This window comes from Mastigocoleus sp. MO_188.B34, from assembly GCF_030065675.1.
Classification (GTDB): Bacteria; Cyanobacteriota; Cyanobacteriia; order Cyanobacteriales; family Nostocaceae; genus Mastigocoleus.
The window spans coordinates 26,569-50,078 of record NZ_JASJDK010000023.1 but is presented as its reverse complement, the minus strand read 5'-3'; the positions used below and the strand labels follow the sequence as shown (position 1 = coordinate 50,078).

At 37.4% G+C, this 23,510-nt stretch carries 16 protein-coding genes and 1 pseudogene; 11 read left to right on the top strand and 6 right to left on the bottom strand.

Annotated elements, in window-relative coordinates; all coding sequences use genetic code 11:
* Positions 1 to 592: 592 nt before the first annotated feature.
* On the bottom strand, positions 593 to 811 hold the full coding sequence (locus tag QNJ50_RS08610; RefSeq protein WP_027840889.1) for a DUF4327 family protein: 219 nt from the start codon (positions 809 to 811) through the stop codon (positions 593 to 595).
* A 1,251-nt stretch (positions 812 to 2,062) separates the two neighbouring features.
* Positions 2,063 to 2,623 carry a type IV pilin-like G/H family protein gene (locus QNJ50_RS08605; RefSeq protein ID WP_300634109.1) on the bottom strand — a complete coding sequence of 187 codons (561 nt, stop codon included), beginning with the start codon at positions 2,621 to 2,623 and terminating at the stop codon, positions 2,063 to 2,065.
* Between the two features lie 386 nt (positions 2,624 to 3,009).
* Between QNJ50_RS08605 and trxB the strand changes: the two genes are divergently transcribed.
* The 4 genes and pseudogenes from trxB (at position 3,010) to QNJ50_RS08585 (ending at position 7,034) form a co-directional block, all read left to right on the top strand.
* Positions 3,010 to 4,371, top strand: coding sequence for a thioredoxin-disulfide reductase (gene trxB / locus QNJ50_RS08600; protein WP_300634171.1), 1,362 nt, complete (start codon positions 3,010 to 3,012; stop codon positions 4,369 to 4,371).
* A 406-nt stretch (positions 4,372 to 4,777) separates the two neighbouring features.
* Positions 4,778 to 5,659 carry an ABC transporter permease gene (locus QNJ50_RS08595; RefSeq protein ID WP_300634106.1) on the top strand — a complete coding sequence of 294 codons (882 nt, stop codon included), beginning with the start codon at positions 4,778 to 4,780 and terminating at the stop codon, positions 5,657 to 5,659.
* A 150-nt stretch (positions 5,660 to 5,809) separates the two neighbouring features.
* The gene (locus QNJ50_RS08590; protein WP_300634179.1) at positions 5,810 to 6,082 is read left to right on the top strand and encodes a hypothetical protein; all 273 of its coding nucleotides are present in this window, start codon (positions 5,810 to 5,812) and stop codon (positions 6,080 to 6,082) included.
* Positions 6,083 to 6,142: 60 nt separating this feature from the next.
* Positions 6,143 to 7,034 (top strand): annotated as a pseudogene (locus QNJ50_RS08585) (ROK family protein).
* Between the two features lie 79 nt (positions 7,035 to 7,113).
* Here QNJ50_RS08585 and QNJ50_RS08580 read toward each other — a convergent pair.
* Together QNJ50_RS08580 and QNJ50_RS08575 are read right to left on the bottom strand one after the other, a co-directional pair.
* Positions 7,114 to 7,548, bottom strand: coding sequence for a hypothetical protein (locus QNJ50_RS08580; protein ID WP_300634104.1), 435 nt, complete (start codon positions 7,546 to 7,548; stop codon positions 7,114 to 7,116).
* A 136-nt stretch (positions 7,549 to 7,684) separates the two neighbouring features.
* Positions 7,685 to 9,322, bottom strand: a complete 1,638-nt coding sequence (locus QNJ50_RS08575; protein WP_300634102.1) for a CTP synthase — start codon at positions 9,320 to 9,322, stop codon at positions 7,685 to 7,687.
* Between the two features lie 59 nt (positions 9,323 to 9,381).
* Between QNJ50_RS08575 and QNJ50_RS08570 the strand changes: the two genes are divergently transcribed.
* The 7 genes from QNJ50_RS08570 (at position 9,382) to QNJ50_RS08540 (ending at position 20,673) form a co-directional block, all read left to right on the top strand.
* Positions 9,382 to 11,169 (top strand): N-acetylmuramoyl-L-alanine amidase, encoded by a 1,788-nt coding sequence (locus tag QNJ50_RS08570; protein WP_300634100.1) that lies wholly within the window; start codon positions 9,382 to 9,384, stop codon positions 11,167 to 11,169.
* A 1,413-nt stretch (positions 11,170 to 12,582) separates the two neighbouring features.
* Positions 12,583 to 13,359, top strand: a complete 777-nt coding sequence (locus QNJ50_RS08565) for a WecB/TagA/CpsF family glycosyltransferase (RefSeq protein WP_300634168.1) — start codon at positions 12,583 to 12,585, stop codon at positions 13,357 to 13,359.
* A 148-nt stretch (positions 13,360 to 13,507) separates the two neighbouring features.
* Positions 13,508 to 15,712 carry a polysaccharide biosynthesis tyrosine autokinase gene (locus tag QNJ50_RS08560; RefSeq protein ID WP_300634097.1) on the top strand — a complete coding sequence of 735 codons (2,205 nt, stop codon included), beginning with the start codon at positions 13,508 to 13,510 and terminating at the stop codon, positions 15,710 to 15,712.
* 361 nt (positions 15,713 to 16,073) lie between these two features.
* Positions 16,074 to 16,652 carry a serine O-acetyltransferase gene (locus QNJ50_RS08555; protein ID WP_300634094.1) on the top strand — a complete coding sequence of 193 codons (579 nt, stop codon included), beginning with the start codon at positions 16,074 to 16,076 and terminating at the stop codon, positions 16,650 to 16,652.
* A gap of 211 nt (positions 16,653 to 16,863) precedes the next feature.
* Positions 16,864 to 17,976 (top strand): glycosyltransferase, encoded by a 1,113-nt coding sequence (locus tag QNJ50_RS08550; protein ID WP_366914235.1) that lies wholly within the window; start codon positions 16,864 to 16,866, stop codon positions 17,974 to 17,976.
* Between the two features lie 76 nt (positions 17,977 to 18,052).
* Entirely contained in the window at positions 18,053 to 19,279 is a 1,227-nt protein-coding gene (locus tag QNJ50_RS08545; RefSeq protein ID WP_300634089.1) for a glycosyltransferase family 4 protein, read from the top strand.
* Positions 19,280 to 19,497: 218 nt separating this feature from the next.
* Positions 19,498 to 20,673 (top strand): O-antigen ligase family protein, encoded by a 1,176-nt coding sequence (locus QNJ50_RS08540; protein ID WP_300634088.1) that lies wholly within the window; start codon positions 19,498 to 19,500, stop codon positions 20,671 to 20,673.
* 342 nt (positions 20,674 to 21,015) lie between these two features.
* On the opposite strand, the gene QNJ50_RS08535 is transcribed toward QNJ50_RS08540, so the two are convergent.
* Positions 21,016 to 22,008 (bottom strand): glycosyltransferase, encoded by a 993-nt coding sequence (locus QNJ50_RS08535; protein ID WP_300634085.1) that lies wholly within the window; start codon positions 22,006 to 22,008, stop codon positions 21,016 to 21,018.
* Positions 22,009 to 22,276: 268 nt separating this feature from the next.
* On the bottom strand, positions 22,277 to 22,945 hold the full coding sequence (locus tag QNJ50_RS08530) for an acyltransferase (protein ID WP_300634082.1): 669 nt from the start codon (positions 22,943 to 22,945) through the stop codon (positions 22,277 to 22,279).
* Between the last annotated feature and the right edge of the window lie 565 nt (positions 22,946 to 23,510).

Genomic DNA, 23,510 nt, shown 5'->3' with positions numbered 1-23,510 from the left:
GATGCGGGCAAACATAAAGTGTTAGCAAGGCGGGGCGTAAGCACAGACACTTCAGTGTCTACAGCGTCATAACCTACGATACCCTTAGAACGCGGCAAAGCCTCATGACCAACGTCACGCTGTCGCTAACATCGTAGATGTTTCTAACGCTAAGCGCGAACAAAAGTCATTAGCGGAGCTGTTGCCTGTAGCTGCGCTACGTTCCTATCGTATCTTCACTTCCATTCACAGCCAAAAATTTGATCGTTTCAAGCACAATAATGCAAACATTTTATTAGTCTTGGATCGCAGATAAATGCATCGCCGATGTCAATTATCCCAGTCAAGTACTAAGTGCGATCGTCACTAATTGGAGTGAAATATCTGGTAAACCCAAAATCACAATCGCAGTACTTTAACTATTTCGCAAAAAAGGTAACTCGTCTTAGTAAGTTTGTTACCCAACTTATGAACTTATCTCTCAGACTTGGCAAGACTATAAAAAATCCTTTAAGTTTTTATAATCTATCGTAATTTGAAAAGTTCAAAACAATCCATACATAACACTAATTACGGTGGGAGTCTCTGCAAAAAATAAATTAAAATAGCTATCTTACTCCTCATCCCAAGCTTCTACTGCTAACAACTCACTAACTGGATCCTGGGTACTGAAACCAAAGTCCAGTAGTTCGCGCTTCCAATATTGCCATTCCTCACCAAAAAGTAGAGCGATTTTTAAAATACTATCGCTAGGCTTGATAATTTTTGAATCTACCAGTGATTGCACGTTCCGTTGCAACTTCACCATGGGGTGAATTACTTGTTGAGCCATAACCTCAATTGAACTCTGATTTGTTTTAGTAAATACTTGAAATCAAAACCGCTTTACAAGCAAACTTCAGACCATTACTTATATGTAGAGTTTTGTACTTTGGCAAAGCAAGTCTTGCATTTTTAACTATACCATACTTAACTCAATAAAGTAACAGTAAAACTCATTTGTACGGTAATCACTACCCTAATCAATAAAACTCAGCAGGGTATTGACCTTAATGAATGATTGGCATCACCATTCACATTGCTAATTGCAAACATCTTAACACTTCTGCCTATTTGCCTGTATTTGCTCTTCATAGGAATCTAAAAACCGCCTTTTTACTGGCAAATCCTTTGAATTAAGGATTCATAGTAATTAATCGATTTTTTGGAATTAATCATTGACGATTAGCTAGAGTATGGATCTAAAGATATTTGCTGTATGCAGTGAGACTTCATATAGAGTATCGCAAACATCGACCTCCTAACATAAAATCAAAAAAAGCTTTATAAAATTTTAATTTTTCAGATAGAGCTTACTATATTTGGGTGACATCCGGGTATACGAAAGACAATAAAAATCATGTATTACTACTTAACCAAATAAAGATTATGCTACAACTTATTTCTTACACAGTTACGCTTTCATGACCTAACAATTTATAATTATGAGAGAAAAATAGTGTTATGTCCATCTGATAACATAAAGTCATAATTAATTTTATTTTTGGCTGTGCGGCACGCCTGGGTTGCAGCATAAGTAATTTAAACTACGCCTAATTAATTAATAAATGTAGAATATTGTTAAATCTTGAGGTTCTATTTTCTGCAGAATTGATAAATTCAACTGACAACTGGTGACAGTTGGGACAAATTTTTCTATCCGTTACTGTGAGAAGAATTTCTCTGATACAGCTAAAAATACAATCTGGGAAAAAATATTTTCATCTGACAGCGATTCCTAATGAATTACGCCTTATGTGAATTAGAAACTGAAATAACGTAAATTCGTGAGACTTACACAAACGTGATTTAAGCCGGTTCTTGAAAACTTTGAGATACAAGGCTGAATATAATTAACATTAGCCATGAATTATAGTTTATCAGACATAAGCTTATCAGTTCAATTTAACAATTGCCAAACAAAAATAAAAGTTTATTATATTAAGTACAGTTTTAATTTCATAAACAAAAGTGGATAGATTTTCTACCCACTTCAAACAGAGAATTATTTTGAGTAAATAAAATTTATGATAACTCTCAATTATTAGCTAGATAAACTCTTATAGTCTGCAGGACATTTAACTTCGTTTGCAGTAGCAGTAACATCCTGTTTTCCATCTTTTCCGCCAGCGCTTCCAGGTTTTAAGCCTTCACACAGTGTAGCTATAGTTGTTGCTTCATTTGTATCTTTAACAGTTCCTACAGTAACTCCACCAATATAAGCTTTGAGTGCACTTTTTGCTGCTTTCAATTGTGCTTGGTTGGTGACTAATGTCTTACCAGTACCACCACCAGATATTTCATACTTATAGTTATCAGTTTCTGTTTTAACACCAAGACCTAATCCACCAAAACCATCTTTATCTGCAAATTCGTTATTTTCTAAGTAATATGTTTGCTGGGCTCTATTCATAGAACCAACAATTGTTTTTGCTTCAGATTGTTTCGCTTTATTTGCTTGGTTCAAAAAAGATGGTAATGCAATAGCAGAAAGAATTCCAATAATGATAATTACAACTAATAATTCAATTAGAGTAAAACCTTCATCACCTTTATTTTTACTCGATAAGTTTTGAATAAGCTTAGCTTTTAAACTGGTATTCATATCTGGATTTCCTTTTATGATAAATACTGTTTTATTGGTTTCTAGAAATAACTTACCCACCTCGAAATCGTTTCATATCACTCTTGAAAAAATTTTTTGGAGTAATTTTCAAAGTGAAGGCTGAATCCTTTGCTCTCATCATATTTAGAAGCTTTTTAAAGCCAATATTTTTTAGAAAGTATGGGTGTGGGATGATGACTGCAGCGATCACTACAACTGTGACGAAACAGTAATAACCAGAAAAATATTTGCATTTATGCGCCTTGATTTGGGATTTAGCAGAATACAAAAGAGTTTCTACTCTTCCCAAACCCTCATACTTGAATAAAGGTTCGATAAGTTATGATTGTGTTATATTAGTCGTAGTCGTTATGATTATGAATACAATGACCAATCAAGCAGTAGAAAATGTAGTGATAATTGGTTCTGGTCCTGCTGGATACACAGCAGCGATTTATGCAGCCAGAGCAAATCTCAAACCTGTGGTATTCGAAGGTTTCCAAGCGGGGGGATTACCTGGGGGTCAATTGATGACGACAACCGAGGTTGAAAATTTCCCAGGTTTTCCTGAAGGAATTACGGGACCGCACTTAATGGATAATATGAAAGCTCAAGCTGAACGCTGGGGAGCCGAATTATATACGGAAGATGTGACAGAAGTAGATCTGTCTCAACGCCCTTTTACGGTGCGTTCGGAAGAGCGTGAATTTAAAGCTAATACAATTATTGTTGCGACAGGAGCGACGGCAAAACGTTTGGGGTTACCAAGCGAGAAAGAATATTGGAGTCGGGGAATTTCTGCTTGTGCAATCTGTGATGGTGCGACACCAACCTTTAACAGTCAAGAATTAGCAGTGATTGGTGGTGGTGATTCGGCTGCAGAAGAAGCTGCATACCTGACTAAGTATGGTTCTAAGGTTAATTTATTGGTGCGTTCCGAGCAAATGCGAGCGTCCAAAGCGATGCAAGACCGAGTTTTAAATAACCCCAAAATCGAAGTCCACTGGAATACAGAAGCCGTGGATGTATTCGGAAATGGCTGGATGGAAGGGGTCAAAGTTCGTAACCGCAAAACTGGCGAAGAAAAAGAACTACAAGCAAAAGGTTTGTTTTACGCCATAGGTCACAACCCCAATACATCTTTATTTCAAGGACAATTGGAATTAGATGCAGGGGGATACATTGTTACCAAGCCTGGTTCAGTAGAAACCAGTTTAGAAGGAGTATTTGCTGCTGGTGACGTACAAGACCATGAATATCGTCAAGCTATCACTGCTGCTGGTACGGGCTGCATGGCGGCGTTACTCGCAGAACGTTGGTTATCTATGAATAACTTGGTGCAAGAATTTCATCAAACAGCAGAAGCAATAGAGCAGAAACGGGAAAAGCACTCAACTACAAGCGCAGCACCAGAAGGATTTCATATCGATCAGATGCGCCATGTAGGTAGTTATGCTCTGAGAAAGCTATTTCACGATAGCGATCGCTTGTTGATAGTCAAATATGTCGCTCCTGGTTGTGGACCCTGTCACACACTCAAACCCATATTAAATAAAGTAATAGATGAGTTTGATGGGAAAATTCATTTTGTAGAAATTGATATCGATGAAGAACGAGAAATTGCTGAACAAGCTGGTGTTACTGGAACCCCAACAATCCAATTTTTCAAAAATAAAGAATTGTTACATGAAGTCAAAGGTGTGAAGCAAAAAAGTCAATACCGCGAACTAATTTCCAGTAATTTGTGATTTCCAGTAATTTAAATAATTTATCATTTGTAATATCCTGCTGATGCTCTGCGCTAATACTGAAAGTTCTTGTAATTCACCATGTATTACGCGTGGGGATTCTCCATTTATGGAGGTGTCAGAGAATTCTATGGGGTAACCAACAGTAATTCGAGGTTAGGAATCAGGAGTGGTAATAATAACATCTTTTGCACTAATTTATCATTAAAAATTACATATTATCTATACAAGTGGTAGTGTAAAGCATTGAGTTTTTGATATTGAGTTGAGAAAATTACTTGCGAAATTGAAACTTTCTTCTGTTACAACTTACCTTTGAGGGCTTAGAGTGATAAAAATATATGCAAAGCCACCACAAGGGATAGGCATTAACATAAATTATGATTCATAATCTGTAAATATTTATATGACAGTTGTCAAAACTTCCCTACCTAGATTATTTCGTTTGACTAAAAATCCTAATCTCTCCCAAAAGTTAACGTTTATAGGATTAATTATTACTCTAGGATTTATTTTTCTCGCTTTGTTTGCCCCTTTGTTTCAAGGTTTGGGCTTACTACAAGACCCAACTGAATTTCTTGACAATCCAATTCACACCTTACCTTCATTGCAACATTGGTTTGGCACTAGTCGTCTGGGATATGATATCTTTTCTCGGACAATTTTTGGCATACAAGCTGCGCTAAAGGTAGTAATTTTAGCAACAGCGCTGAGTATGGCTATTGGGGTACCATTAGGAATGGTAAGTGGCTATTTAGGCGGCTGGCTAGATCGGGTATTACTGTTTATGATGGACAGTATTTACACATTACCAGGATTGCTATTGTCAGTTACCTTAGCTTTTGTTGTCGGTAGGGGAATATTAAACGCCGCGATCGCAATCAGTATTGCTTACATACCTCAATATTATAGAGTTGTCCGCAATCATACAGTTAGCGTGAAAACAGAGGTATTCATTGAAGCAGCCCAAGCAATGGGAGCAAATACTTGGCAGGTGCTTTCTAGGTATCTGTTTTTAAATGTAATTCAAAGCGTACCCGTGCTTTTCACCTTGAATGCTGCAGATGCAATTCTGGTTTTGGGAGGCTTGGGTTTTTTAGGTTTGGGATTACCAGCGGAAGTACCAGAATGGGGTCACGATTTACGCCAAGCCTTAGAAGCTTTACCCACAGGGATTTGGTGGACAACACTATTTCCTGGTTTGGCAATGACTTTAATGGTTGTGGGACTATCTTTACTTGGTGAGGGATTGAATGAGTTTATCAATCCCCGCACAGGAAAAGAATAATTTGCTTGTAGATTATTTGTTGTTGGAAATTCGTATTTATGGAGTAGTAGTTTGTTATTAGTGTTTGACTCAGTACAAATACCACTAACACATTAACTTCATGGTCTAACACGATTGATTATCTGTTGTACTTTTATGTGAGATTTTGGTGTGAAAGATAACTTATCTCTAATTGCTGCAGCTGCAGGCGGTTTTATGCTTTTTGTTGCCCTAACTGGTATATTGCGAGGAACTCCATTGGTTTCTTGGCAAAGTAATTCAAGTTTTTATCCCCCAAGTAGCGGGCTAGAACAAGCGTATGCTATTCCCGACCGAGCAGAACCGTTATGGCAAACTACAAATATTTTCAATACAAAAAATTTCAATAATTTAGTTTATGATATTTACCCTAGCGAATTTGTTCGCTACAACTGCTATAAATAAATATAAAAAATAGGAGCTATTAGTCAAACATTTGACACAAAATCATTTGAAAAAGTTTCAGTGGATGATTTTCAAGTAGTGGGCATTGGCTTCCAAGGAATAACTATTAAGTTAGGAAGGTTTACTGCTGATGGGTAGCTGTTTGTAGTCCCTAACTGTACCTACTCCCCAACTGGCGATTCCAGAAGCAGCGATCTCAACAATGGTAGATGCGAGCGCCAAAATAGATACAGAAAATCAAACTTGAGCAACTGGTATAGGAACTCCCGGACCTGCCGATGCAAATGGGATAATAGCGAAGGTTGCAATTAATTTACCTCAATGGTATGATATTCCTCTTGCTTCGGAGATAGAAGCAAGGACAGGTAAAGCAGCAGTTATAGCAAACGATGCAAACTGTGCGGGTTTAGGTAAAGCTTGGTTGGGTGCTGGTCGTAATTTTCAGAACTTTATTCTTCTGACCTTGGGTACTGGAATTGGGGGTGCCATAATTCTAAACGGCAATTTATTTATTACTCATCAAGGGACTGGAGGAGAATTAAGTATAATTACTTTCAAGGCTCAATGATCGAAGTGTAAAAGTGGCAATCAAGGTTCATTAGAACAGTTCACCTCTGCTACCGCTATTTATCAGCGTACTGGTAAAAAGCCCCACGAATTAGCTGAGGCTGCGAGAAGTGGTGACATCAATGCCTTAAAACTTTGGCAACAATATGGTCGTGATTTGGGTGTTGGCTTAACCAGCTTAATTTATGTCCTTACCCCAGAAGCAATTGTAATTGGAGGTGGTTTTAGCGCTAGTGCAATTTTTTTCTTACCAACTGCGATCGCAGAAGTTGAAAAACGAGTCATGCCAACTTCTCGCATTGGCTTAGAAATATTAACTTCTAAGTTGGGTAACTCACCTGGAATGCTTGGTGCTACCAAATTAGCACTTGCCTTAGTTCGGTAATTGGTAAAAGGTAATGGATAATTGGCAGTTCTAATTTACAAATAAATCTAGAGTAGATAATCAAATGTCCGATATAACTTTACTTTTGACTTTCTGTAAAATAATATCCCGTTTCCTTGTGAATATACTCTAAGACTTTTTTGTAAGAATCTGAGTTACTTACAGGATTAATTATGATAGGTATGGTACTATCTGGCAACCAGAATGTTATCCTGCCATTTGGCTCGTGACAAAAAGAGCTAATACAGTTGAGATTGATAATGTATTCATTTCTGTCGTAGAAAATTTTTACCCAATAAGTATTCTCAAATTCCAACTCTGTAAATCGCTTGATGTACTCCAGAACTTTTTTATAGTCTTGGGGGTTACTTAAGGGATTAATGACGATGGGTATTGCACAATCTGGTAGCCAAAACGTTACTCTGCCATTTGCTTCACAGCAAAAAGCAGTCACTCGCTCAAAATTCACTACATATTCATTTCTCTCGTGAACTATTTTTGCCCAGTACGCCACCCTCATCTCCTCAAGTTTGTTTGTCTTGATGTCGTCAGCATACTTTAGTACAACATCCCCTATGGCAAGTATAAGGGGTTAAGTACTGTAACGTTCTGCGTATATACCCGGACAAAATATCAAAATTTTGGCAGACTTAAGATACTTGTACCGGGGTTTGCGGAATTGATGAAGTTTGAGAGCAAACAATCGCAGCCTCCATTAAACCTTTGAACAAAGGATGGGGTGCATTTGGACGAGAAATAAATTCAGGATGAAATTGACTAGCAATAAAGAATGGATGCTCCGGTAGTTCAATCATTTCTACTAAGCGTCCATCGGGTGAGGTTCCGCTGATTACATAGCCGGAGTCTAAGAATAAATTACGGTAAGCATTATTAAATTCATAGCGATGGCGGTGTCGCTCATTAATTTCTTTTTGTTCATATAGTCGAGCAGCTAAGCTATTAGCGTTAAGGCGACAAGGATAAATCCCTAAACGCATCGTTCCACCTAAATCAACAACATCTTGCTGCTCTGGCAAAAGATTAATAACTGGGTTTGTAGTAAGTGGCTCAAATTCGGCACTGTGAGCATCTTTTAAGCCAACAATATTTCGCGCCCATTCAATTACTGCACACTGCATTCCCAGACATAATCCTAAGAAAGGAATTTTTTGTTCCCTGGCATATTTGATTGCAGCAACTTTACCATCAACTCCCCGAATTCCAAAACCACCAGGAACCACTACAGCATCAACTCCTTTCAGATGTATCTGTGCTGGCTCTACTTCCAAGTCTTCTGAGTTCACCCAACGGATATGTATTTCACTATGGGTTGTGATCGCTGCATGGCGTAGAGATTCGACTACAGAGAGGTAAGCATCACTCAAGCTAACATACTTGCCGACAATCGCAATTTCAACCCGGTGTTTGGGACTATATAATTTTTTTACTAAATTCCGCCACTCACTTATATCAGCTTGACGTTGCTTCATATTCAATAATGAAAGCGCTTGGAAAGCTAATCCTTCCTGCTCTAATATTAGCGGGACTTCATAAATGCTTTTGGCGTCAATCGCTGGGATTACGCACTCAACTGGAACATCACAAAATGAAGAAAGTTTTTCTTTAATACCTTGGGGTAAGGAGCGATCGCACCGGCAAATCAAAATATCTGGTTGAATACCAATGGACCGCAGTTCTTTCACTGAATGTTGGGTTGGTTTTGTTTTCATTTCACCAGCTGAAGCAATCCAAGGTATTAAAGTAACATGCATGTACAGCACGTTTTCCCTACCTACTTGTTTGCGAAACTGGCGAATTGCTTCTAAAAACGGCAGAGACTCAATATCTCCTACGGTGCCGCCAATCTCAGTTATCAATACATCAGCCTGAGTATAATCAGCGACCCCTAATATTCTTTCTTTAATTTCATTGGTAATATGGGGTATTACCTGAACTGTACCTCCGTTGTAATCACCCCGGCGCTCTTTGTTAATAACAGCTTGGTAGATTGAGCCGGTAGTAACACTGTTAAGGCGAGACATGGAAGTATCGGTAAAGCGTTCATAATGCCCCAAATCTAAATCAGTTTCTGCCCCATCCTGAGTGACAAACACTTCACCATGTTGAAAAGGACTCATGGTGCCCGGATCGACATTAATATAAGGGTCAAGTTTAAGAATCGACACAGAATAGTTGCGCGATTTTAGCAATCGACCTAAGCTAGCTGCTACAATTCCTTTGCCGATACTGGAAACAACACCACCAGTGACAAATACAAACTTAGTCATAGTATTTCGAATTTCTAGCAACCTCTAAAAAAATACATCCCGTCATTGTGCCACAGTAAATGTTGAGAAATTTGTTTTCTGTTAACGTCAAACCTCTTATTGGATTAGTTCTGTTAACGCCTATCATCGTTAATCACTCCCCTGCTGTAGCACAAGAACAGTCTCTGAAGGTGGTTTATCCCCGGACGAACCATAAAACATCTTCGGATAAAATTTTCTTCATTGGTACAGCACCGCAAACCGGACAGGTTTTCATAAATGATCGGTCAATAACACGTTCCCAAGCTGGTCATTTTGCTCCCAGTTTTCCCCTGAAATTAGGAGATAATAAGTTTACAGTCCGCCACGGAAACCAAAAAATTGAAATAGTGGTGACTAGAGTAGCCACTGAACCAAAAATTCCCCGAGGATTAGCATTTGCTGTAAATTCTCTAACTCCAGCAGTAGATATAGCCAGAATGCCAGATGATAGGATCTGTTTTAGTGCTATAGCACCCCCGGATGGCAAGGTATCCGTTAGATTAGGCTATCGAAACATTCGTCTTTATCCCCAACCACAACAAGCTAAATTACCAAGCAATTTAGCAGCCTTAACGGGAACAAATCAGCCTTATAACAAACAAATGGGTGGTAAATATGCAGGTTGTACTGTTGTAGGAAGATCTGGGAATTTTGGACAACCCGTTTATAAGCTTGACCTTAAAGGCAAGAAATTTACTCAAAGAGCACCAGGTAAAGTATCTATTCTTTCACCAGCAATCCTACAAGTGGTTGAGGTCACAGCGGATGCAGGGGTAGCACGTACGGGACCAAGTACTAATTATTCTAGACTGACGCCATTACCAAAGGGAACAAGAGCGGCAATTACTGGCTCGGAAGGTGACTGGTTACGTTTGGACTACGGTGCTTGGATTAACGGTAAAGAAACCCAGATTTTGAATGGTGCTATCCCGCCAGCAACTGTAATTCGTAGTGTTGGATCGCGAAAATTTTCTGATGCTACTCAGATAACTTTCCCACTACAAGTTCCGGTACCTATTAGCGTCCACCAAAGCGATCGCACTTTTTCTCTTACCCTACACAACACGACGGCACAAACTGACATTATTCGTTTGGATGATAATCCGTTCATTTCACGACTGGACTGGCAGCAAATAACCCCAAGTCAGGTACGATACACCTTTAATGTTAAATCAGAACAGCAATGGGGACACACACTGAGCTACGAAGGCACAAGTTTAGTCTTAAAGCTACGTCATGCTCCGAGAATTTCGCGTAGCCGACGTAAGCCACTGTCTGGTATTAAAATTTTACTCGATCCTGGACATGGAGGTAAAGAAAGTGGTGCGGTTGGTCCTACAGGTTATCCGGAAAAAGATGTCAATCTAAGTGTTTCTAAATTACTACGGGATGCTTTGGTGAAAAGGGGTGCAACGGTTGTCATGACCCGGGAAGACGATCAAGACGTTTCTTTGCGAGAACGTCAAAAAATTATTGCTCGAGAAGAACCAGCACTTGCACTTTCAGTTCACTACAATGCCCTCCCAGATTATGGAGATGCAGAGAATACTAGAGGTGTAGGTATTTTTTGGTATCATCCCCAAGCCCATAGTTCGGCAATATTTTTGCACAATTACTTAGTCAAAAAACTTAATAGACCATCCTATGGTGTGTTTTGGAATAATTTAGCATTAACCCGTCCAGCAGAAGCTCCTTCACTTTTATTGGAGTTGGGTTTTATGAGTAACCCTTCAGAATTTGAATGGGTAGTTAATCCCAAATCTCAACAAAAATTAGCTAACACCCTTGCAGATGGAATTGTGGAGTGGTTTAAGACTGTGCGTTGAACAAAATTTATAATTCCCAGGTTTTATAGCCAGTCTTTGTAAACATCATCACGTACAAATACAAACACACTAACAGTATGATTCTGCCTCCAGAGACTAACAAATTATTGAATAGTCTGATAAAGAAAGAATTTTACTGTTAGGTAATAAATTGAGAAATATGTGTAAAATAATTTTACCTAATAAAGTGTCAGCCACTAAAAATGCTACAAGTTTTGATTTTTTAACTTGATACCTGTATCCAAATTTATTGGAATGAATTCTAATTACGTGTCATCAAAAAAACACCTACTTAAATGATATCTTGTTGATACAAGAAAATTGATGTGCAAATGAGATATCATTGTAAAATGTGGTTTGTTCGCTTACAACTTAACTTTTTGTTGAGCTTCAACCAAAAAATATTTTCTATACCCTATTGAAGTTTCACTATTGAATTTTATATGTTCCAGCTTTACATGAATTATTCAGTACATACCCATGTTTTTCAGGAAATATCATCTAACTTATACTTTCTTAATTAATTACTATTTATCAATAGCACATAATTTACCTCAAGCCTAGTATATCTGATTGCTAGGGTGTCAAATATACACTCAGTGTAATGTATTTAAATTCCACAAAATGTAAGTTTTATTAGTGCAAATAAAACTTTACTTAAGTGTATATTAATTATCGTATAACTAAGTACTAGTGCAGAGAATAAATAGATTGTTTTGGGCTTAAAATATCAGAATAACCCCACAGGTTACTTTTGAATTAGTTTAATTTCTGAGATGTACATTTGGATTATATGTTCGGCATACGTATTTGGAAATTATATGCACTATCCCTATAACCAATTATTAGTAGAATAAAATTCATTAAAAATACACATATTCCTATCGTAAAAAGTTCTTTGCTTCACAATCCGATGTAGAGCTTCAGACAAAATAAACAATATAATTTACTAGATTGAATTTCGTGTATAAAGATGTTTCACGCAATTAAGGATAAATAATCACTGAAAACCAGCAATTCTTTTAGCTGAAAAAATTCTGGCACAAAAAATGGTTTACATCTTTTTTTCAGATGAGTGTTATCAATCAAAGAGATGTCAAAAATAAACAAAATTAAAATTGAATTGATATAAATAGGTCGTAGTTTTACGTACTCATATCAATTAAATTCAAAAAGATAGGATTTGAGGTTTGTGCTTGGTATAATATTGACCTTGAATTTGACCTTAAATGCTTTGAAAAAACTTTCAAAATAGATTTAATAAACCTAAAACACTTTTTGGTTTTTATTAGTATCCCAATTACTGTTAGAGTAAGTGACTATCCTAATTTATTGGCTGATATATCCTAGTTAATTGTACCTAGTAAATGACTAATATTTAGTATATTTATTCATTTTGTTTTGAAAATAATGATGAGACGGGTGACGCTATTAAATACAACCATTCACAATATCAAGATGGTTGATTTGCTGGAAAATTTACGCGGCGGTGGAGTGGTATTTACACCCAACGTAAATCACATAGTATGCTTACAGAAAAATAAGGAATTTTATTCCATCTATCAAGAAGCTGATTACAGAGTTTGCGATAGCAAGATACTAATGTACGCATCTAATTTTTTGGGATCTCCAATTTTAGAAAAAATATCTGGCTCTGACTTATTTCCAGCTTTTTACAAATATTACCAAAATGATGAAAATGTCAAGATATTTTTACTAGGTTCTCAAGAGAAAATAGTTCAAACTGCGAAGAGAAAAATTAACGCTAGGGTTGGGAGAAATATTATTATCGCAGCACACTCACCATCATTTGGTTTTGAGAAAAAAGAAGATGAATGTGAAAGAATAGTAGAATTAATTAATAATTCTGGGGCTACAGTTTTGGCTATCGGTGTAGGTTCTCCCAAGCAAGAAATGTGGATTGCCAAATACAAAAAGCAATTGAAAAATATTAATATATTTTTGGCTATCGGAGCAACAATCGATTTTGAAGCTGGCAATGTCAAGCGTTCACCAAAATGGATGAGTGAAATTGGTTTTGAGTGGTTATATAGACTCTTGAATGAACCAAGACGACTATGGAAAAGGTATCTGTTGGATGCTTTACCATTTTTATGGCTAATTTTGAAACAACGGCTACTACTATATAGAAATCCTTGGTCTTCAAACATAAGGAGAAAAGAGTTATAAGACTAAAATCCTTAGCCAAAACTTATAGGAGAATGTACAAAGAATAATTAACCTACATGAAAAACTGAGTTGGATATAATCAATATCCCCATAACTCAATAGTTTTGTAGTTTTTTTCAGTGAGTGTCCTCATCAAAAGGTCAATGCAATGGAAAATAAAGGCTATCCCGAAGAGATAGATCTTCAGAAATACTTGCTAGTTCTCAAACGTCGCTGGCTTATAGCATCGGGAGTATTTGCTGTATGTTCAGGGCTAGCCGGGCTGAGTTTGTTATTACAGAAACCGGCTTATGAAGCCAGCGGAAAGCTATTATTTCAATCTAGTAAGGCTTCTTCTCTGACGGGGGTTGGAGAAAAAATTGGACATCTGGATTCTATTCGTAAAGAAGCAAATCCACTCAAAACCCAAGCTCTGTTAATCAATTCAGAATCAGTTTTAAAAGAAGTTGTTGATACCCTTAAACTTAAAGATAAAGATGGTGCTCCTCTTGATGCTGGAGCTCTTGCTCTTGATATAGAATCAGTTACTGGTACAGATGTTTTAAAAGTTTCTTTTTCATCTGAAGATCCTGTATTGGCAAAAGCAGTTGTCAACCAGGCGATGAAAGCTTATATAGATGATAACACTCAAAGAAATCGCTTAGAAGCTTCAGGGGCGGCTGACTCCATTCAAGAACAAGTACGTACAGCAAAACGGGAACTGAATGAAGCTGCGGAAGCTTTAAGAAGATTTAAGGCAAAAAATAAAATTATCAACCTGCAAGAAGAAACTAGTGGTACAGTTAAAAATATCACAAAAATTGATGAAGAAATTAATACAGTCAGATCTGAATTAGCAGATTTGACTGCTCGAGAACAACAAATTCGTCGTCAATTAAAGGTCGCTGATAGCTCTGTTGACATTGCTTCGTTAAGTGAGAATGAAGGGGTACAAGGTGTCCTTAAGCAACTCCAGGAAGTCCAAGCTCAAATAGCTACTAATAGCAGTCTTCTACAACCAAATCATCCAACACTGGTTGACCTAAGAAATAAAGAAGCTAATTTACAAGCTTTATTGGATCAAAGAACTAATCAATCTTTGGGCTATGATGCACAGATTGCTCCCGGAAAGTTACAGATGGGAGATATCAAACAAGGATTAGCAACTGAGTTAGCAAGAATAGAATCTACCCGTTCTGGTTTGCAGAATAAAATCAATTCTTTGGTTTTGATCCGAGAGAAATACAGACAAAGAGCTGATACTCTTCCTAACTTGGAAAAAAGACAAGGAGATATACAAAGAAGATTATCTGTAGCACAAGGAAGCTACGAAGATTTACTGACAAAAGAACGAGAAATTAATATTGCCCAGAAGCAAATCGTCGGTAATGCCAGCATCTTAGAATATGCCAAAATTCAAAGTAGTGTCAAAGCTTTGAAAAAAAATCTCCTGATTGCTGGTGGTGGAGTATTTATTGGTCTGCTATTGGGAGTTGCTGCAGCTTATTTTGTTGACCTAATAGATCGAAGATTGAAGACACCTCAAGAAGCAGAAGCACTGTTCGGCTATACTTTATTGGGACTAATTCCCAAGTATGAGATGAATCATCCGTCCTTTGTCGAAGCTGAAGGTTTGGAAGGAATTTCTCCCAGGGTGATTGTTGCCACATCACCTCGTTCAGTGCTTCACGAAGCTTACCAAATGCTTCAGGCTAATTTAAAATTCGTCAGCCTAGATAAGAAGGTTAGCAAAATAGTCGTCACTAGTTCTGTTCCTGGGGAAGGTCGGACCGAAGTAGCTGCAAATTTAGCAGCAGTTATTGCACAATCTGGTAAAAGAGTTCTATTGGTAGATGCAGATATGCGTCAACCAGCCCAACATCACCTTTGGGGTTTAATTAACTCAGTAGGTTTAAGTAATGTGATGGTAGGACAGCAGTTATTTTCCAAGGCGGTTCAAAAAGTAACTCCAAGCTTATCTGTACTTACCTCTGGTGTGGTTCCTCCTAATCCCTTAGCTCTCATAGACTCAGAGCGCATGACATCTTTGATTGATATGCTCAATGAGAATTACGACTACATTATATTTGATACTCCATCCTTAGCTGGGACAGCAGATGCTGCGGTTTTGGGTAAGATGGTTGATGGAGTACTAGTTGTATCTCGACCTGGACTTGTTGATTCTAAGAGTGCACTAGCTGCGAAATCCCTCCTAACTCGTGCAGAAGTAAATGTAATGGGTTTGATTGTTAACGCAGTAGATGTAAGACAGTACGGCGAGAACAATTTCTACTATAATCATTCCCGTTCGGACTCTTATTCTAAAGAAACCGAAAGTACAAATGTATTTTCAGAACCAAATTTCACAGGTTAGAAAGTTAGAATTCAGAACTTCGCGGCATAGGTCAAATTTAAAAAAGTAAAAAATAAACTGAAAAATAGTTCAATAAACTATTTCAGGTTAAATTGCGCATTTGCAAAATAAGTAAATAGTTGCAGGATTTATTTGTATTTGCAATATTTGTATTTGCAATATCTTTACTCAAAATTTTTGTACTTTCGCGTAAGTCTCATTACAAAATATATTTACCCCATGACAGCTTTTGAGATTGTGAATGGGGGTATAATTCATTTTTGCCATATGCATGTTCGCCTTACTGTGCCTCATTAGTACAGTGGGGTTTAGCATAAAGTGCATGCGCAAAGCTAACACGCTGATTCCAAGCAATTATGTAATGGACACACAATTACAAGCCAAAATTAATACAGACAACAAAATAAACACAAACTTGAGCATCTGGCAGCAAGTTCATGAAGATTGGGTTGCCCATGGACGTGATTGGACTAAGCCGGGATTTCGCGCTGTAGCGGTACATCGCTTTGGGGTTTGGCGAATGAAAGTTCAACCGAAGTTGCTTCGGGCGCCTCTAAGCATTTTATATAGAATGCTGTTTCGCAAGATTCGCAATACCTACGGGATTGAATTACCTTATTCGGTAAAATTGGGTCGTCGTGTAATTTTTGAGCATCAAGGGGCAATTGTAATTCACGGGAACTGCGAGATTGGAGATGATTCTATCATCCGTCAGGGCGTAACTTTAGGTAATCGGTATTTAGAGCATCCTTTTGATGCGCCAAAATTAGGTCGCCATGTTAATGTTGGTGCTGGTGCCAAAATTTTTGGTAATGTCACCATTAATGATGGAGCTAATATTGGTGCCAATGCTGTAGTATTAAACGATGTTCCAAGTAAAGCAACTGCGGTAGGCATACCTGCAAAAATTATTACAAATTATCCTAAGTCTAAGAAATAAAGAGATTGACGTATTGTATTTTGCCCTAAAACATAGATCGATCATTAACCACTAGTAATTAAGCAAATAAATAGGGGTGCGATAGATACCTGTGACACCAGTAAATAATATGACTATTTTTGCTACCGAGAGCCTGTTAATACCTGGAGCAATAATTGTATCGATACCATGCTTAGTGCTTTTTGTTGAGTCTTTTTCAGCCCTGTTTCCGTTGAATTTACAACCTGGTGGTAAAAATAGACCAAAGGGAACTAAAGTTACAATTTTAATTCCCGCTCATGATGAAGAAAGTGTTATTTGTGCTACTCTTAAACAATTGTCTCTGGCTCGAAAACCTGAAGATAAAGTGGTTGTAATTGCTGATAACTGTCAAGACCGAACAGCAGAAATTGCTCGTGCTGCGGGCGCAACAGTTATAGAGCGTTACAATTCTGACCTGAAGGGTAAAGGCTATGCCTTAGACTATGGATTGAATTTTTTAGAAAACGATCCGCCTGATGTGGTGATATTCGTAGATGCTGACTGCTACGTCGAAAGTAGTGCGATCGATATGCTTGTAGCTCAAGCCATATATACAGGTAAACCAGTACAAGCAAGTTATTTGATGGAAGCTCCTCCCAACCCCAGATATAAAGATTTAATTTCTAACTTTGCTTTCAAAGTTAAAAATTTAGTCCGTTTTGAGGGGTTAAAACGTTTGGGATTACCTTGTTTGTTAACTGGTACGGGAATGGCTTTCCCTTGGAAGGTTATCCGCAGTATTGACCTTGCAAGCGGTCACATCACTGAAGATATGAAACTTGGTATGGATCTGACCCTTGCTGGATATGAACCAGTTTTTTGTTCCCAAGCTATTGTTAAAGGATATTTGCCCTCAGACAATGAAGCTGCAACCAAACAAAGAACTCGTTGGGAACACGGTCACTTACAAACTTTGCTTACTTATGTTCCCCAGATGCTTTTAGAAGCATTCCAGCAAAAAAGATTGCGATTGTTTTTGAGTGCACTGGATTTATCCGTACCGCCTCTATCTTTGTTAGTAGTTATGTGGTCTACTTTCTTGGGAATTTCTTTGTTGGTGGGAATTTTAGGAATTTCTTGGATTCCAGCAATGATTTTAACAGTTGCTGGTTGTTGTTTGTTATTAGCGATTAGTATAGCTTGGGTAAAATTTGGACGAGCGGATATTCCCCTGCACAAACTTTTGATTATCCCTATTTACGTGCTTTGGAAAATTCCCATCTACTTGAAGTTTTTAGTGAAACCTCAAAAAGTATGGGAAAGAACAAAAAGAGAATCAATTGAAAATAATGCACTAGGCTAGGCTATTTGTATGATGTCATTAAGCAACCTAAGCTATTGTGTTTAAATTTATTGGAATTTACAAAGGTACTGAAATAATGCCCAAACAGCTTCGGATTCTTTATGCGTCTGGTCCTGAAGATGTCATTGAGGCTTACAATTTCTGGATTCAGAACCAAGATGTACCTTCTCAGGTTTCAGTACCTTATTGCAGACAATTTTATGAAGTTTGTCGCGCTCTTGATGCTCGCGCGTACGTTATCGCTCCGACAAGGAAATCGGAATATTTGCACAAAGAGCAATTTATTGTTGAAAGTTGCCCTGTACCCATAAAAAATGCTTCTGGAATCGTATATCATTTGCAACAACTTTGGTGTGCGTTACGGTTGCTTGTGAGAGCAATTCGCTTCAGGGCAAATGTGGCAGTTATTTCTAGTGGGAATACCCACTGGTTTTTATTACCAATATTTTCTTGGTTAGGAATTAATGTGGTGCCTTCCCTACATTGTGTTCTATGGCGGAAGTATGCGGCTAAAAGTTTATCGGATAAACTGAGCTTGCAACTGGGGAGTTATTTTTTCAGAAAGAAATGTCGAGGAATATTAACAGTTTCTCATGATATTGCCAAACAAGTGGATGAACTAACACGAGGAGAACATCCACCAATTTTTGAGTTTTTTCCAACTTTTCGTCAAGCTGATTTTGTGAATATTCCCGAACCACCAAAAAATGGCAAAACCTTCAGGGTATTATTTGCTGGACGAGTCGAAGAAAATAAAGGTGTATTCGATTTATTGGAAATAGCCAAACGGTTTTCAGAGCAGGGAATCAAAGAAATAGTATTTGATATTTGTGGTACTGGTTCAGCCTTAGATCCTTTACGTTTAGAAGCTTCCGAGGCTAAAGTAGAAGAAAATTTTATATGTCATGGTTATTGCAAGAAATCGCAAATGCGAGAGATGTTTGGTCGTTCGCATGTTGTGATAGTTCCAACTCGAACTGATTTTGTTGAAGGTTTCAACCGGGTAGTAGGGGAAAGTATTCTTGCCCATCGTCCAGTTGTTACTTCTGCCGTTTGTCCGGCTTTATGTTACGTCCAAGATGCGGTAATGGAAGTACCACCCAATGATATTCAAGCCTATGGCGATGCATTACTGGAACTGTATCAAAATCCTGAGCTTTATGAAACAAAAAGACGAGCTTGTTCTAGGGTAAAAGAACAATTTTATGATGTAGAGAAAAGTTGGGGAACTGCTCTCAAATCTATACTGTTAGCAATACAGGAAGGTAGAGAAGTAAAAGAATTAAATACTACCAGTATCTAGTGACTTTATTATTAGTTATTGGTTACATATTAGGGATTAATAGTTTCCAGTTTTGATTTTAAGTACTATATAGCGCTACCGTTAGGAAGAATATTCCAGGGGCGCTGATAGCAATAACTACCAATTTTAATTTCTACAAGCAAAGCAAGTATAAAATGCAAATTGGAGCGAAAGCGCAGGACAAAAATCAATATACTTCCTCAGGGCAATCCTCTCATATGCCACAACCAACTCTAGACAAAGTAGAAAAAATAATCGCTGTTTTAGGGTTGTTATTTTTTTCAGGTATATTTGCTCAAATTGCACCAACGGGTGTGATTTCAATCGTCAGATACATTGTATGGTTAGGACCAACAGTGTTGATGATTTTTCGTCATAGAAGTACCCGGAAAATAGCAGGTCGCAGTAAAGTACTTTGGGCTCTCATTGCGATGATCCTATTGTCATTTCTGTGGTCTGATTATTTGCCATCAACTTTGGCAGATAATCGAGAGGTTCTGCAAATGAGTACCTTTGGTTTATATTTTGCTGCCAGATTCGACTTAAAGCAACAGCTCAAACTCGTAGCTTTGTCGTTTGGTATTGGTGCTGTGATGAGCTTTGTCGTTGCTCTTGCTATACCTGAGATTGGTATTCATGGAGCAGATCACCCTGGTGCTTGGAAAGGGGTATATGGTTATAAAAATAACTTAGGAAGTATGATGATTTTGGCTACATTGGCATTTGTATTTGTGCCTGTGCGACCAATTCACCGCTTTTTGAAATGGATATGTTTGTTTATGTCGATTGCTTTAATTTTGCTTTCGACTTCCAAAACTTCCTTGACTATGGTGTTCTTACTGTTCTTAACTTTGTTTTTCTACCGTAAATATCGCTGGCGTGGCAAAGTCACTGTACTATTTTTAGACCTAGGTATTTTGTTATTAGGATGTGTCGGAACAATAGTTTTTGCTTACTGGGTAGATATCTTGGCTGGTCTTGGAAAAGACCCAACTTTAACTGGACGTACTTTGATGTGGGGGGTAACTCTCACTAGATTAATGGATAGACCATTGTTGGGTTATGGGCGTACAGCATTTTGGGCTCCAGGAAGTCCCTATGCAGTGGAAGCTGGTCGTGCTGTGACCGAGAATTTCGTTCCACCTCATGCCCACAACGGCTTTATTGATTTAGCCCTTGATGTTGGCTTGATAGGCTTCGCATTATTCGCAATCGTTTTTTTTAAAACATATTTCAAAAGTCTTCAAAAGGCTTACGCTGCAGTGCATCCAGAAAATTTATGGTACATAGCTTTTCTTTTGTTCTTATTTATGAATAATATAATGGAAAGCTATTTACTTTACAAAAGCAACATATATTGGGTGCTGTTTGTCACTACAGTACTTTCTGTATGACAAATATAGCGCTACGCGCAAGTCAAAATATAACCTGCGGTTACGCTTTGCTAACAAAATATAACCTGCGGTTACGCAATACATACGGTACGCTATCGCTAGGCGCTAACAAAAGTCAAAATATGTCCTGTGGACACGCTTTGCTAACAAAACAGACTGTGCAAGAAGGCGTTAACGGCTAGCCATAGCAGCTATATTACTTTTAATCTGTTATAAGCTTCACAGAGTTTTCTGCATAATCTTTATGAAATTATAGAGACGTATTATATGTAGTAGTACAGCAATTAGACGTCTCTACAAACTTTTGATTAAATTAATTTGATTGAATTAAATTGATATTTACTACAACACCTTACACGTTTTCTTGTAGTTGTTTAATTGTCGCGTTCGCACTTCTTTAAGCAATTTACTTGTAGCACGCCACTGTATAGGTGCTTCATTTTTTAATGGACCAAGAGGTTTGAGCCATTGGGCGACGGGTGGATAAGTTTTATTTAAACAGTCAACAAAGGTTTCCCAAAACCAGGGCCACATAGCATCATGATAATGAACTATTTTAGTGGCTTTGAGTTGTTCTTCACTGTACCATTGACTGTGAGTCTTACTACCCATGCCATAGTTATAGGAATAAGGTAAAGCACGCCACTTCAGATTTCTTTTAAGCATGGCTAAAACTAAAGCTACTTGCTCGTGAAAGAAGATACTGGATTCATGGTTTGCAATTCCAGCATCAAGAATGTCAAGACATACTTGGAGATAATCTTTTGCAAATCCTAAGGAGCGGCGATATGCAAAAACTCCACTATTCCAATAAATACGAATATTTTTCTTTTCTCTTTCTGTTACGATCCAGGGAATATTTTCAATATTTAAATCGAATATTGTGTAGACTTCTTTCCAAAATTTATCTTGAGGGTCTTCCAATCCCACACTTCCAATATTTTTGTCAGAAGCACAAGCAACAAAATCTTCTCCTTCCTTAAGAATCAGTTCTTCTGGTTCGCCTAAGATCAAAATATCGCTATCTAGCCAGCAAACTGACTCAGATGTTATGCGTTCCTCTGCAGCAACTAAAGCTAAAGGCTTATTCAAAAAACCAAGCCATGAATAATTGGTTCGAGGATTACAGCGAATATGATTAACGTTTAAACGAGCAAAAGTATTCTTTGTATGTTGCGATAAAGGAGGTCCAAAACGAGGAGTGACAGCATATATTGGCGCATCTGCAAACTTTCCTCCCCATTTTCGCAGACTCTCTATCATTCGCAACGTATAATTCTCAAGCGCACCGGACTCAACGCAGCAGACAAAAGAAGTCTGACATTTATCGGACATAATACTCCTTTAGAGATTCAACACCCATATACAATTTAATTTTATTGCTGCTTTTAGGATTACTTTAGCCTTCAAGCTTCAAAACTTTAGCCTTATTTTAGGAAATTAATAATTGGGAAATTAATAATTGGCAAGCTGATAATTGGGAAAATAATAAATTTATAGTTTAAGAAAGCATTACTCAAAGAAACTATAGCTCAAAAAGACTATAGTTCAAAAAAACTATAATTCCAAGACAAATATTAAAAATTTTTACCAGATAAAAACATCAAACACAACCACCCTTACTGGCTTTTATTCTTTTTGCTGGTACTCCAACAGCTACAGAATAAGGAGGGATATCCTTAGTTACTACAGCTCCCGCCCCAACTACACTACCACAACCTATAGTTACTCCATCTAAAATTCTAACTCCTGTACCCAACCAACAATTATCTTCAATGATAATTCCTTCTCTACTCAGCCCATATTCTCTGTGATTGTTAGCATACATGCCCGTTTGTGAAGCGATTAGACATTGCTTACCTATTTTGATATGACCAGGTCCACTCATACAAACATATGGTCCTAGATAGGAGCGATCGCCAATTTCGAGCAAACAATCTTCTCCAGCAGCATTGATATCAACACCTCGATCTAGGCAAACTTTGTTGCCCAAACGAATAAAACTATTGATTGCCTTCACATTCAAGCGAACATCTCGCATTATTTTAACATCATTACCTATTTCAATGGCGTTAGTACCTAAAAACTCTGAACCTGCTTGAATGTAAACATTTTGTCCCATATACGCAAATATTGTTTTGTACAAACACTGTCTCATAATTGTCCCTAAAGGACGGGGAATACCTCCTAACAAACTGGTTATTATGCGTGCTTTAATTGTTTGAAGTTGGATAACATGATTAGTGCTTTCCAAAGCAAGTGCTGTTTTCATGGAGTTACGGACTATTTACTAAACTGGAAGAATAAATTAAGTTGCGACTAATTTTTTTGGCTTGAATTAATCGAGCGATACAACACTAATTTTGGTGAGTTTTAGAAAGAGCCATCACAGGGTATTAATAATAACTATACAATCCTTTTGTTATCTCTAAAAGCTATCTTTATCGTTATTTTTTGGTGCTAATAGTAACTGTATTACTAAAGGTTTATAGAAAAAATAAACTTTGGACAACACTGTGTGTTAATATACTTAATATATTATTCTGAAATAGAAAAAACTGAAGTCTTCCAGCCTGAGTATAGCTAAAAAACTCACTACAGAACGATTCCAATAAATAATGTAAAACGAAAAAAATAATTTTATTTGATACTCACTGTTTACATCCAAAAGTAGTGGAAGTAATTTTAGTATTCAAGTATTTAAATTTGCAGATAAGAATTAAGCTGATAAATAAAAGATTCATAAATTAAAGAATTTTTATTGTTTTGGTAGATTTTTTGACTTACTAGAAATAAATGCTGTAGTGTCAAAACTAAAATTTGTTGATTTTAAAGGT